This window comes from Luteococcus sp. Sow4_B9 (assembly GCF_052116585.1).
In the GTDB taxonomy this organism is placed as follows: domain Bacteria; phylum Actinomycetota; class Actinomycetes; order Propionibacteriales; family Propionibacteriaceae; genus Luteococcus.
On sequence record NZ_JBQKKT010000004.1, the window covers coordinates 181,124 to 192,314 of the forward strand.

Here is an 11,191-nt window from a genome sequence, read left to right on the forward strand (position 1 = left end):
AGTCTGTGTCTGGGGCCGGTCTGTGTCTGGGGCCGGTCTGCGCGGCCGGGAAGGATTCAGCCGCGCAGCAGAGCTGCCGCCTCCGACGGGGAGATCCGGCCCGCTGCGACCTCGGCCAGCACCTCGTCGCGGGTGCGAGGCGTCGGGCCCCGCGATTCGGCGTCCTGGTCTTGCTCGGCTTCGGGCACGGTCGTCATCTCGTCGATGCCGAGACTGGCCAGCAGTGCGCTGAGACGGCCCCGCGCCGTCGGGTAGCTGACCTGCTGGTGCTTGGCCACCTCACGCAGGTTCCCGCGCGAGGCCAGGAAGACCGTGAGCAGCTCCAGCTGCTCCGGCTCCAGTGAGCAGAAGCGGCATCGCTCGAAGCGTCCGCCCAACTCCGTGCCGCACTCGTCGCAGCCCAGGCGCGTGGTCACCAGGTCTGCCGTGCAGACCGGGCAGTGGGCAGGTGCCCGATGCACCGGGTGGTTGTGGTTGCTCATCGCTCATCCTCCGAGTCAGTGCTTGGGTGCCCGTGCCCCTGCTGGCCAGCGGGCGATTCCTCCTGGTTGACGTCCCGCGGGTCCGTGGCCCCGGAGTCCTCCTCCACTCCCTCCTGGCGGACGCTCGCGGCCCCCATCACGACGGTCACGTCCAGCCTTCCGGCTCCCTCGCCCGCCTGGAACTCGTCGAGCGCAGCTCCCCCACCGGGCCAGGCGACCCGCCCCAGCTGGGCATCGGCGTGCACCACCACATTGGCGTCAGCCGTCAGGTCCACCACGGCATTGCCGGACTCCACCCGCACGCGCGATCGGCCACGATCCAGCGGTCCGCCCACGGTGGCACTGCCCGCCTGCACCAGGGCATCGGCCACCTGGTGGACCGATCCAAGATGCGCCCCACCAGCGGTGACCCGCACCCGCCCCAACCAGGGCACATCCTCGGTGGTCAGGCTGCCAGCCGTCACCTCCACGTCGACCGGGATCGAGGGATTGACCCGCAACAGCACCTCACGGCCCAGACCGATCGCCCGCAGGTCATCCAGCCCCAGGTTCTTCAGTCCCCCCAGCCCGTGGGTCAGCAGCGGGCCCCGCAGGATGCTGAAGCCGTCGCGAGAAGCCCCCAGCTCGCCATCGCAGGTGACCTCGAGCGTGCTGCCCACGCGACGCAGGACGTGCGGTCCGTCGGCCACCAGGGTGGCGATCGTCGGATCCCCCACGATGCGCACCCGTCGACCCGTCGCGCGCACGCTGACCCGCTGCACGCCCTGGTTGCCCGCAGGCTGCTCCGGGGTCACCGCCTCGACGTGCTCGCTGGCAGTGCGGATCCCGCCGGTGAGGTCCGTCGCACCAGCCGCCACTCCCTGCGCCAGGTCCTGCGCGGCATCGAACAGGTTGCGGGCGATCGATCCCCAGCTCGGCTCATCAGCGGCACCTGACGGCGCGGAGGCGGCGCCACCCGGGGTGCCGGGAGTGTCGTCCGGGAGGGCTTCGCCAGCAGGGCGGGCGGCCTGCAGCTCGTCGATGCGGCGGCTGGCCTCCGCCTGCGTGATACGCCCCGCGGCAAGGTCTTCGAGGATCGGAGTCAGGTCTTGGTTCATGCAATGAATGTAAAACCACCCCTTCCATTCCAGAAGGGGTGGTTCAACAAATGCGGGTCAGATCAGGGTCACAACCGGGCGGTGGCCTCGCCGACGCCACCCGCGGGAGCCGGCGAATCCCCGGGCTCCCCGTCCTCCAGCACCGGATCCTGCCCCTCCAGCACCGGATCCTGGGCGGGCGGGGCGATCTCGTCGGAATCCGCATGGTGCGAGGCCATGGCCTTCACAAAGGCATTGCCGAAGGCCAGCAGCGGCACGGCGAACAGCACACCGACGATCCCTCCCACCAGGCCACCGATCGCGATGCCGTAGAGCACCGCCAGCGGATGGATCGAGACGGCCTTGCCCAGCAGGAAGGGCTGCAACACATGGGCTTCCAACTGCATGACCAGGACGAAGACCACCAGCATGATGACGCCCTTGACCCAGCCCAGGGTGAGCAGCACCACGCTGGTGGAGACCAGCCCGGCGACGAAGGCGCCCAGCAGCGGGATGAAGGCCGTGATGAAGGTCAGCGCGAAGATCGCCAGGAAGAGGTTGGAGCCCACCAGCGCGGCGCCGATGCCCGCGCCCAACCCGTCGACGAAGGCGACGATGACGGCCGCCCGCACATAGGCCACCAGCGCCACCCAGCCGCGACGGCACGCGTCGACCACTCGGGCACGCGAGGAGTGCGGAATCAACGTGAAGCCGGTCTTGGCGATCTTCTCACCCTCGAAGAGGAAGTAGAACAGGGCGAACAGGGCCAGGGCGATCCCGGCGAAGAAGCTGCCCACCTGGGCGCCTGCGGAGGCGGCCATCCGGCCGGCCATCGACTGCTGGGTCTTGGCCCAGTCGGTGACCTTCTGGGTCCAGGCGTCGATCTGCGGCTGGTGGATGTTCAACGGACCATTGCCCAGCCAGTCCATGAACTGCGCGTAGCTGTCCACCGACGCCTTCGCCAGTTCCGAGGACTGCGAGGCGATCTGGGCACCCACCAGGGTGAAGATGCCGAAGACCAGCAGGAGCAGGAAGAGCAGGCTCAGCACCGTCGCCAGGGCACGGGAGACACCCTTGCGCTCCAGCATCGTCTTCAAGGGCCACAGCGCAGCCGTCAGCAGCACCGCCACGAGCAGCGGGATCACCACCGACGAGAGCAGTGCGAAGAGGTAGCCCAGCCCGGCGATGCCAGCGGCAATCACCAGCAGGCGCCAGAACCAGCCGGCCGCCAGCTTGATGCCGTGCGGCACCTCACCAGGGGTAGCGGCCTGCTGGGCCAGCAGGGCACGACGACCGGAGTCGTCCGAATGCGCGTCGTCCGTCGCCTCGGGACGGGGGGTGGGCTGGGCTGCCATGCATGGCCTTTCGTGCGAGCGCGGGCATCAGGATCGTCAGCAAGGCTAACCTGTGCCCGTGCCCAGCAGCCCTTCCGCCCGTTCACGCCGCCCAGCATGGCTGGCGCGTCCCGACGGGCTGCCCCGTGACGTCACGGTCCTGTCGGTGATCGCCTTCTGCGTCGCCGTGGGCTTCGGGGTGATGATCCCCGTGCTGCCGGTCTTCGCGCGCAGCTTCGAGGTGACCAATCTGATGGTGGGCATGGTGATCAGCGCCTTCGCCCTGATGCGGCTGGTCACCAGCCCCGGGGTCCCCCCGCTGATCGGGCGCTTGGGCGAACGCACCGTGCTGGGGGTGGGGATGTTCATCGTCGCCGCTTCCTCGGCCGCCGCCGGCCTGGCGACGAGCTACTGGGCCCTGCTGCTGATGCGAGGCCTGGGCGGCATCGGTTCGGCCATGTTCACCGTCGCCGCCATGTCCCTCCTGCTGCGCACCGTCGAACCGCGCCAACGCGGCCGCGCCAGCGCCCTCTACTCCGGCGGCTTCCTGCTGGGCGGCATGGCGGGCCCGGCCGTCGGCGGCATCTTTGCCAGCATCTCCCTCACCGCCCCCTTCTTCGTCTACGCCGCCACCCTGATGGCCGCCGGCATCGTCGCCCTGGCGATGTTGAGCAAGCCCGAACGGGAGGTGGAGAAGGTCGACAAGCCCCGGATGAGCCTTTCCGAGGCGCTGTCCGACGTGCGCTACCGGGCCGCCTGCCTGACCAACTTCGCCCAGGGCTGGCAGTCCTTCGGCGTGCGCAGCTCACTGGTCCCGGTCCTGGTGGTGGAGGGCCTGCACCGCAGCCCGTCGTGGACCGGCATCTCCTTCGCACTGGCCGCCATTGCCCAGACCGCGGTGCTGGCACCCGTCGGACGGGCCGTCGACACGGTGGGGCGCCGCCCGATGATGGTGATGGCGGGTCTGCTGACGGGCATCGCCGCCCTGCTGATGCCGTGGTCGGCGAGCCTGGGGCATGACTGGGGCATCTGGGTGCTCACCATCATCCTGTGCGTCTACGGCGTCGGTTCCGCCGCGCACTCCACCGCACCGACGGCCGTCGTGGGCGACGTGACGGCCGGCCGTGGCGGGGCGCCGATCGCCACCTTCTCCATGATGAGCGACCTGGGGGCCATCATCGGGCCGCTGGCGGCCGGCGCGATCGCCGACGCACTGGGGCTGGGCCCCGCCTTCGCCGTGGGCGGCGCGCTCCTGCTGGCCGGCGCCCTGTACTCGCTGCGGATGCCCCGCGAGACACCCACCGCCGAATCCACCCATGCCGTCGCCGCCGAGGAGAACCGATGACTGCCCGACCGCTGCGTGACCTGGTGGCCCCGGACTGGGCCGAGGCACTCGCTCCGGTGGAGGACCAGGTGCACCAGATGGGGCGCTTCCTGCGCGACGAGATCGCCGCCGGGCGCCAGTACCTGCCAGCCGGCCCGAACGTCCTGCGCGCCTTCTCCCGCCCGCTGGCCGACGTGCGGGTACTGGTGGTGGGCCAAGATCCCTACCCCACGCCCGGACATGCCGTTGGGCTGAGCTTCAGCGTCGACCGCCAGGTGCGGCCGATCCCCCGCAGCCTGCAGAACATCTACGCCGAGCTGCGCGATGACCTGGGCGTCGAACCCGCCCCGCACGGCGACCTGAGCGGCTGGTTCGACCATGGCGTGCTCCTGCTGAACCGGGTGCTGACGGTGCGCCCGGGGGCGGCCGGTTCCCACCGCGGCAAGGGATGGGAACCCGTCACCCAGTGCGCGATCGAAGCACTCGTCGCCCGCGGGGGTCCACTGGTGGCCATTCTCTGGGGGCGCGACGCGCAGTCGCTCACCCCGATGCTGGGTCAGGTGCCGGTCATCGCCAGCCCGCACCCCTCGCCGCTGAGTGCCCGCTCCGGATTCTTCGGCTCCCGACCCTTCAGCCGGGCCAATACGCTGCTGGAGGAGCAGGGCGCCCAGCCCATCGACTGGCGCCTGCCGGGCTGACACCGGCCTGATCTGCGTTGTCCCGGGACTGATCTGGGCTGTCCCGGGACTGATCTGGGCTGCCCCGGGACTAATCTGGGCGAGTGAGACGTCCTCTGCTCGCCGGTGCCCTGGCCAGCCTTGTATTGCTGGGCTGCGCGGCCACCTCGACGTCACCCGAGGCTGGCGCTCCCGCCTCGCCCCTGAGCCAGACCTCCCAGAACACCCAGACCTCCCAGAACACCCAGACATCCCAGCGCCTCGCCGTCGCGTCACCGACGCCCATGCCGACCCCGGGCGGCCCCAGCTCTCCCACCAGCACCGCAGTGGACTGTGCCGTGGCCAAGTGCGTGGCGCTCACCTATGACGACGGCCCCAGCACCCTCACCCCGCAGCTGCTCAAGGCCTTCACCGATCGCCAGGCCACCGCGACCCTGTTCATGCTGGGAAATGCCGCGCAGGCGCACCCGCAGATCGTCCGACAGGCGCACCGCCAAGGCTTCGAGATCGCCAACCACACCTATGACCACCGCGCGATCAGCGACCTGCCCGACGCCACGGTGGCCTGGGAGGTGGACCAGACCAATCGGGTGCTGGCACGCCTCACCGGCCAGCGGCCCACGCTCATGCGCCCGCCCCATGCGGCCCGCACCCAGCGCACCGACGCGGTCGTCGGGCGCTCTGGTCTGGCGGTGGTGGTGTGGAACAACTCCCCCGAGGACTGGTTGCCGGGCAATCGCAGTGCGGCACGGATCACCCAGCTGACCCTGGAACGCACCAGCCGGAACTCTATCATCCTGATGCATGACATCCACCCGTGGACCGTCGATGCGGCCCCCGCGATCATCGACGGGCTTCAGAAGCAGGGTTACACGCTGGTGACCGTCAGCCAGCTGCTGGGCAGCACGAAGGCCGGAGGCCTCTACCCCGCCTGACGAACCAGTCGGGAGCGCAGGTGTGGCTGCAACGGTTGGCCGACCGCCGCCATGTCGAAACGCGTCTCCAGCACGTCATCGGTCAGCACCATCACCCGTCGGCTGGCCTCCACCTGCTTCGCCGACGGGGTGTTGTCCACCCGGCAGTCCAGTTCCAGGCGCAGCGGATCGAGGGTGACAGTGCCCACTCCCAGTTCGGTCTGGCCGGTGGGCAGGGCCATCGTCAGCTCCACGACGCCGGGTTCGGGCGCGCGCAGGTAGCCGACCTCCACGTGCATCGGGCGGCCGTCGCTGCCCCAGGTGCGCTGGTGGTAGACGAGGAAGGGCTTGCCCACATCGACGAAGGTGACCTCCTCCGTGTAGTCGAAGGGGCTGATCGTCGGGTACTCGCCATGGCCCTCACCGCGCCAGGTGCCCACCAGGGGCTGGAGGCTCGCGATGGCGCTCTCCGCGGCGACGGGCGGGGTCATGGTCTGGGGACTGGTCTGGGGCTCCATGAACCGAGCCTAGGCCCTGGGGCGCCGACGCAGAAGCGCCCGAGGACCCCGCCCAGAAACGCCCGAGGTGCCAGCGCGGACGTGATTGCCCGGGCGAGCTAGCCTGTGCGGCATGATCTTCGGCCGTCCCACTCCACAGATCGTCGACCACGACCAGCCGCAGCTCGTCATGCCCTGCTATCACAGGATCTTCGGCGACCCAATGGACCGCGACTTCCCCGGTGCCCAGGTGGCCTACTTCGCCATGGGTTGCTTCTGGGGAGCCGAGAAGCTCTTCTGGCAGACCGACGGGGTGCTCTCCACCGCGGCCGGTTACATGGGCGGTTCCAACCGCAATCCCACCTATGAGGAGACCTGCACCGGACTGACCGGACATGCCGAGACCGTGCGGGTGGTCTTCGATCCCAGCAAGGTCTCCTACCGACAGTTGCTGGCTGTCTTCCTGGAGAACCATGATCCGACGCAGGGCGACCGCCAGGGCAATGATGTGGGCAGCCAGTACCGCTCGGCACTCTTCACGACGAGCGAGGAGCAGGCCGCGGCTGCCCGCGATGCCCTGGCCGAGTTTGGGCCGAAGCTGGCCGTGGCCGGCTACGGGCCCATCACGACCACCGTCGAGCCCGCACCCCAGTGGTACTGGGCGGAGGACTACCACCAGCAGTACCTGGACCGCGTGCCCAATGGGTACTGCCCGGTTCACGCCACCGGCGTCACCTGCGGCTGAAAGGCGTCCTGCTCGCGTTGCTTGAGGAGGCGACGGTGCACCCGCCAGGCCAGCAGGAGCGGGACCAGCGCGAGGGTCCACGCGGCTGGGGCGGCGATCACCACCCCCAGGAATCCGATCCGCTCCACCAGGAAGAGACCCACCACGCCGCGGGCCACCAGTTCCAGCACCCCCGCGGCCGTGGGGGCGGTGGTGGAGCCGAGCCCCTGGATGCTGTGCCGGATCACGAAGAGCACCGACAGGATGGCGTAGAGGGCCGCGTTCACCACCAGGTACTGATGCGCCAGAGCGACGACCTCCGGCTGGTTGGCCCCGACGAAGACCTCGACGAGGCTGGTGCCGAAGGCGAAGATGAGGGCGCCGAGCACCAGTGACATCCCCACGGAGAGCAGGAGCGCTTGGCGTACACCGTCGAGGATCCTGCGCCACTGCAGTGCACCGGCATTCTGGGCGACGAAGGTGGCCATGGCGACCCCGGTGCTCATCAGCGGGATGACGGCCATCTGGTCCACCCGCATGGCTGTGGTGAAGGCCGCCACGGCCGTCGAGCCCAGGCCGTTGATGCCGAACTGTAGCAGGGCGGCACCGATCGCGATGATCGACATCTGGAATCCCAGGGTGAAGCCCTGGCGTGCCGATTCGCGCAGCTGCACCGGGCCGACGACGAAGTCGGCACGGGTCAGGTGCAGCTCGGGCATCCGCCGCCAGACGAGCACCATGCAGAGCAGCACCGAGACCAACTGGGCGAGGACGGTGGCCAACGCCGCCCCTCCGACGCCCATCCCCAGGCCACCGATGAAGGCCAGGACGAGCACGACGTTCAGGACGCTGGCGATGATGAGGAAGACGAGCGGCGTGGTGCTGTCCCCCAGCGCACGGATCACCGACGAGAGGTAGTTGAAGCCCACGGTGGCCGCGGCACCTCCGAAGAAGACGCGCAGGAAGGTGGTTGCCTCCGGCACCAGCTCCGCGGGTGTTCCCAGCAGGCGCAGCATCGTCGGCGCGCCAAGGACTCCCACCAGCGTGATGGCCAGCGCCACACCAGTGCTGATGATGACGCCGGCGGCAACGGCCTGGCGCATCTGGCGGAGATCGCCGGCGCCGAAGTGGCGCGAGACGGGAATGGCCATGCCCGCCGAGCATCCCATCGCGAAGCCCATCAACAGGAACTGCAGGCTGCCCGAGGCACCGACTGCAGCGAGCGCCTGCACGCCGATCAGGCGACCGACGACGATGGTGTCCACCACCGCATAGGCCTGCTGGAAGACATTGCCCACCAGCAGCGGCAGGGTGAACAGGACGATGAGGCGGATGGGCGAACCGGTGGTCAGGTTCTTGGCCATGCAGCGGGCCTTCCGGGAGTTGGGCGGGGGACGATGCGCCGAGGTGCGATCGTACCCGTCGTGCCAACAGCGACCAGCAGTCTATGACGCCCCTGCTGTGGCCCCGCTGATGCCCCCGTCGCGTTCCACCAGGGTGTCGACGACGGTCGCGATCGCCGCGTCACCGGTGACATTGGTGGCAGTGCCGAAGGAGTCGATGGCGATGTAGGTGGCGATCATCAGGCCCACCTGCGCCTCGTTGAAGCCCAGCTGGCTGGTGAGCAGGGCGGTGGCGGTCATGATCGCGCCACCGGGGACGCCGGGGGCGGCCACCATCATGATGCCCAGCAGCATGATGAAGCCGACGATGACGCCGGCCTTGATCGGCATTCCGTAGAGGATCATCACGGCCAGGCTGAAGGAGGTGATCTTGATGGTGGATCCGGCCAGATGGATCGTTGCGCACAGCGGGATCACGAAGGAGGCGACGGGCTCGGAGACACCGGATTTGATGGCCTGGCGCAGGGTGACGGGGATCGTCGCGGCCGATGATGAGGTGCCCAGCGCGGTGGCATAGGCGGGCATCAGGGTCTTGAGCATGGTCAGCGGGTTGCGGTGGGCGATGGCGCCGGCGACGCCGTACTGGATCAGCAGCAGGACCATGGTCAGGGCGAAGACCATCACGATCACGCCGAGGAAGGTGGTGATGACCCGCCAGACCTCGCCGGCCGCGGTCATGTTCAGGAAGATGCCGAAGATGTAGAGGGGAAGCAGCGGGATGATCGCCTTGACGATCACAAGCTCGACGATCTCCCGGAACTCCACCAGGCCGCGACGAATCACGTCGCCCTGCACCACGGTCAGCGCGACGCCCACCACGAAGGCCAGCAGCAGTGCAGACATCACGCCCATCACGGGCGGCATCTCCACCTTGAAGAAGGGCGCCAGCAACGCGTCCTCCGGGTTCGCCAGGTCCACGACGGTCTTGCCCTCCAACAGCCGCGGAAGCACGGCCATGGAGACCCCATAGCCCATGAATCCCGCGAACAGCGTGGAGCCGTAGGCCAGCAGGGTGGTCACCGCCAGCCACTTGCCGGCACCACGGCCCAGTTCGGAGATGGCCGGCGCGATCAGTCCCAGGATGATCAGCGGGATCACGAATCCGAGGAAATTGCCGAACAGTCCGTTGAAGGTGACGAAGGCGCGCACCAGGAAGGTCGGGAAGAACTGGCCACAGATGATGCCCAGGACGATGGCGATCAGAATCCGAGAGAGCAGGCCCAGCCGTGCGTGTTCCTTCTTCATGGACTGAGAATAGGGCTCCTGTCCCCTCAGGGGAATGGCACCGCCCGCTGGGACCACCGATACTTGCTCCATGACTCCCGCCGTTCGCACCCTGACCGTGGCCGCCGCCCTCGGCCTGTTGCTGGCGACGGGGTGTTCGGCATCGACGCAGGTCGCCGAGCCCGCCGCGTCCAGTGAGCTGACGGGCGCGAACGAGCCCACCACCGTGCCCAACGAACCGATCGACCGGAGCCAACCCGATCCCTCCAGCTCGGCCCCCACTGCGGACTCCAGCAGTACCGATGTCAGCAGGGCCGATGCCAGTCCGGAACGGTCCGCGACGGCCACGGGAACCCCTGGCTCGCAGACACCGGGAGGCGGTTCGAGAGCGTGCACCGTGACGAGCACCGAATGGAAGGGCCAGCAGCGGTTCTGGACCGAGGACGAGTCCTGCTGGACCAGCCCCTGGTATGCCGGCAGCCACCGGGTGATGATCACGTTCGGCTGCAATGGCAGCCCCTGGTACAAGCCGTCCAGCCTGTGTGGTGGCCGCCACGGCTTCCACCACGGCGTGGACATCGACATGCCGGTGGGTACGCCGGTGACGGCCGGGGTCGCCGGGATCGTCGTGCTGGCCCCGCCGACCATGGGGGATGCCTACGGCGACAGGCCCGTGGTGGTGCGCTCCATGGGGGTGGACCACGTGCTGGGCCACCTCTCCGAGGTGCGCGTGGCCGACGGCGAGCAGGTCAACCCGGGGCAGCTCCTCGGACTTTCGGGGATGAGTGGCGCGGAGGAACTCGACGGCCCCCACCTGCACTTCGAGACCCGCCCTGCCGGCGAGACGGTGGATGCCGCCACCGACCCGTGGACGGCGCTGCAGGCCCGACGAGACTGACCCGGCCCCAGGGCGCTCCTCAGACGTCGATGCCGGCGGCGCGCGCCTGTTCGGGCGTGTCCACGTCGGCAAGGACCTGGTCGGGCAGCGAGACCGGCTGGAAGTCCAGGGCACCCAGCACGCGACGGACCGACAGGTCTCGGGTTGCCGGGGCGGCTTCGAGGGCGGCGAGCAGGGCGTCGGCCCGGTAGCAGGCCGCGAGCCACTGGGGCCAGCCGTGTGAGTCCACCGGGACGACCGCCTGGTGGCGGGTCAGGGCCCCCGCCTGAACCTCCCGGAGCAGGCTGTCCACGATGATCTCCACCTGCGGCAGGTCACAGGCAAGCACCAGCACCGGATCCAGACCGCTGGCCTGCAGGGCGGCGAGCCCGGCGGCGATCCCGGCCACCGGGCCACCGTCGGGCGGGTCCTCCAGGGTCACGACCACGCGCGGGTCGGACTCGATCCACTCGGCAGCTGGTCCGTCGGGGGCAACCACCGCGATCCGATCCGCGGCCGCACAGGCGTCGACAGCCAGCTGCAGGAGGCTTCTGCCTGCGACGTGGAGCGCCTGCTTCGGGCGCCGCATCCGCTCCGACCGGCCTCCCGCCAGCACCACCGCAAGAACCATCCTCCACCCCTCCTGCTCATCAGGAGTT

General features: G+C 69.4%; 12 protein-coding genes. 5 read left to right on the plus strand and 7 right to left on the minus strand.

Annotated features, from left to right (window positions below):
* Positions 1-56: 56 nt before the first annotated feature.
* The 3 genes from ACTQ49_RS04605 to ACTQ49_RS04615 all read right to left on the minus strand — a co-directional run bounded on the left by ACTQ49_RS04605 (position 57) and on the right by ACTQ49_RS04615 (position 2,913).
* Positions 57-482: a DUF2089 domain-containing protein gene (locus tag ACTQ49_RS04605; RefSeq protein WP_441826661.1), complete on the minus strand. Its 426-nt coding sequence runs from the start codon at positions 480-482 to the stop codon at positions 57-59.
* Positions 479-1,579 carry a hypothetical protein gene (locus ACTQ49_RS04610; protein ID WP_441826662.1) on the minus strand — a complete coding sequence of 367 codons (1,101 nt, stop codon included), beginning with the start codon at positions 1,577-1,579 and terminating at the stop codon, positions 479-481. Before ACTQ49_RS04610 ends, ACTQ49_RS04605 begins: the two co-directional genes overlap by 4 nt.
* A gap of 68 nt (positions 1,580-1,647) precedes the next feature.
* Positions 1,648-2,913: an AI-2E family transporter gene (locus tag ACTQ49_RS04615; RefSeq protein ID WP_441826663.1), complete on the minus strand. Its 1,266-nt coding sequence runs from the start codon at positions 2,911-2,913 to the stop codon at positions 1,648-1,650.
* A gap of 58 nt (positions 2,914-2,971) precedes the next feature.
* Here ACTQ49_RS04615 and ACTQ49_RS04620 point away from each other — a divergent pair, with 58 nt between their 5' ends.
* The 3 genes from ACTQ49_RS04620 (at position 2,972) to ACTQ49_RS04630 (ending at position 5,828) form a co-directional block, all read left to right on the plus strand.
* Positions 2,972-4,237, plus strand: coding sequence for an MFS transporter (locus ACTQ49_RS04620; RefSeq protein WP_441826664.1), 1,266 nt, complete (start codon positions 2,972-2,974; stop codon positions 4,235-4,237).
* Positions 4,234-4,914: a uracil-DNA glycosylase gene (locus ACTQ49_RS04625; RefSeq protein WP_441826665.1), complete on the plus strand. Its 681-nt coding sequence runs from the start codon at positions 4,234-4,236 to the stop codon at positions 4,912-4,914. The genes ACTQ49_RS04620 and ACTQ49_RS04625 overlap by 4 nt, the downstream gene beginning before the upstream one ends.
* An 83-nt stretch (positions 4,915-4,997) precedes the next feature.
* A complete protein-coding gene (locus ACTQ49_RS04630; protein ID WP_441826666.1) occupies positions 4,998-5,828 on the plus strand; it encodes a polysaccharide deacetylase family protein in 831 nt (276 codons plus the stop codon).
* On the opposite strand, the gene ACTQ49_RS04635 is transcribed toward ACTQ49_RS04630, so the two are convergent.
* Positions 5,816-6,325 (minus strand): FABP family protein, encoded by a 510-nt coding sequence (locus ACTQ49_RS04635; RefSeq protein ID WP_441826667.1) that lies wholly within the window; start codon positions 6,323-6,325, stop codon positions 5,816-5,818. The two genes, ACTQ49_RS04630 and ACTQ49_RS04635, sit on opposite strands and share 13 nt — an antisense overlap.
* Positions 6,326-6,437: 112 nt before the next feature.
* Here ACTQ49_RS04635 and msrA point away from each other — a divergent pair, with 112 nt between their 5' ends.
* Entirely contained in the window at positions 6,438-7,049 is a 612-nt protein-coding gene (msrA, locus tag ACTQ49_RS04640; protein ID WP_441826668.1) for a peptide-methionine (S)-S-oxide reductase MsrA, read from the plus strand.
* Here the strand turns inward: msrA and ACTQ49_RS04645 are convergent.
* Entirely contained in the window at positions 7,022-8,392 is a 1,371-nt protein-coding gene (locus tag ACTQ49_RS04645; RefSeq protein WP_441826669.1) for an MATE family efflux transporter, read from the minus strand. The genes msrA and ACTQ49_RS04645 overlap by 28 nt on opposite strands.
* 81 nt (positions 8,393-8,473) lie before the next feature.
* Positions 8,474-9,676, minus strand: coding sequence for a dicarboxylate/amino acid:cation symporter (locus ACTQ49_RS04650; RefSeq protein WP_441826670.1), 1,203 nt, complete (start codon positions 9,674-9,676; stop codon positions 8,474-8,476).
* Positions 9,677-9,746: 70 nt separating this feature from the next.
* On the opposite strand from ACTQ49_RS04650, the gene ACTQ49_RS04655 reads away from it, so the two are divergent.
* Positions 9,747-10,553, plus strand: coding sequence for a M23 family metallopeptidase (locus ACTQ49_RS04655; RefSeq protein ID WP_441826671.1), 807 nt, complete (start codon positions 9,747-9,749; stop codon positions 10,551-10,553).
* A gap of 19 nt (positions 10,554-10,572) precedes the next feature.
* Here ACTQ49_RS04655 and mobA read toward each other — a convergent pair whose 3' ends face one another.
* Positions 10,573-11,163 (minus strand): molybdenum cofactor guanylyltransferase, encoded by a 591-nt coding sequence (gene mobA, locus ACTQ49_RS04660; protein ID WP_441826672.1) that lies wholly within the window; start codon positions 11,161-11,163, stop codon positions 10,573-10,575.
* Positions 11,164-11,191 lie beyond the last annotated feature (28 nt).

Excerpts from the sequence above, each read along its gene's own strand:
- mobA (WP_441826672.1), bottom strand. The coding sequence starts at position 11,163 with ATGGTTCTTGCGGTGGTGCTGGCGGGAGGCCGGTCGGAGCGGATGCGG.
- ACTQ49_RS04645 (WP_441826669.1), bottom strand. The coding sequence starts at position 8,392 with ATGGCCAAGAACCTGACCACCGGTTCGCCCATCCGCCTCATCGTCCTG.
- ACTQ49_RS04635 (WP_441826667.1), bottom strand. The coding sequence starts at position 6,325 with ATGGAGCCCCAGACCAGTCCCCAGACCATGACCCCGCCCGTCGCCGCG.
- ACTQ49_RS04625 (WP_441826665.1), top strand. The coding sequence starts at position 4,234 with ATGACTGCCCGACCGCTGCGTGACCTGGTGGCCCCGGACTGGGCCGAG.
- ACTQ49_RS04605 (WP_441826661.1), bottom strand. The coding sequence starts at position 482 with ATGAGCAACCACAACCACCCGGTGCATCGGGCACCTGCCCACTGCCCG.
- ACTQ49_RS04655 (WP_441826671.1), top strand. The coding sequence starts at position 9,747 with ATGACTCCCGCCGTTCGCACCCTGACCGTGGCCGCCGCCCTCGGCCTG.
- msrA (WP_441826668.1), top strand. The coding sequence starts at position 6,438 with ATGATCTTCGGCCGTCCCACTCCACAGATCGTCGACCACGACCAGCCG.
- ACTQ49_RS04650 (WP_441826670.1), bottom strand. The coding sequence starts at position 9,676 with ATGAAGAAGGAACACGCACGGCTGGGCCTGCTCTCTCGGATTCTGATC.
- ACTQ49_RS04615 (WP_441826663.1), bottom strand. The coding sequence starts at position 2,913 with ATGGCAGCCCAGCCCACCCCCCGTCCCGAGGCGACGGACGACGCGCAT.
- ACTQ49_RS04610 (WP_441826662.1), bottom strand. The coding sequence starts at position 1,579 with ATGAACCAAGACCTGACTCCGATCCTCGAAGACCTTGCCGCGGGGCGT.